Genomic DNA, 404 nt, shown 5'->3' with positions numbered 1-404 from the left:
CGACGATCTCGCCGACCTCGCGCTCGCCCGCTGGCCGGACTGGCCGGGGCGCGACGGGACGGCGCCGGAGGTCTCGGGACCCTGGCTTCAGGCGGCAACGGCCTGCGCCGCGGCCGGGCGGCCGCCGCGGTTCCGGCGGGCGGAGCCGGCCCTCGAATTCGCCCAGCTGCTCCAGGTGGTCGATTCCGGCAGCGTGATCCTGGTCGCGGAGGTCGACCCGGCCGCGCCGGCCCGGGCCGCCCCGGTGATCGAGGCGCTGGAATGGTGCGCCGGCCACGGCGCCGCCTGCGTGACGGCCCTGCCGGTCGCGCCGCCCGACGCCCCGCCCTACGACCGCATCCTCTACGGCGCCTGCACGATCGGCCGCGCCCCGCTGCCGGCCGCCGCCCGCTTCATCCCGGCGC

Annotated in this window: 1 pseudogene; it reads left to right on the top strand. The window is 79.7% G+C overall.

From position 1 onward, the window contains the following. A pseudogene (locus A5481_RS33055) lies at positions 1-404 on the top strand (hypothetical protein); the annotation flags it as partial.

The organism is Methylobacterium platani, from assembly GCF_001653715.1.
In the GTDB taxonomy this organism is placed as follows: Bacteria; Pseudomonadota; Alphaproteobacteria; order Rhizobiales; family Beijerinckiaceae; genus Methylobacterium; species Methylobacterium platani.
The sequence above is the reverse complement of the archived record's forward strand: the minus strand, read 5'-3'. Positions and strand labels throughout refer to the sequence as shown.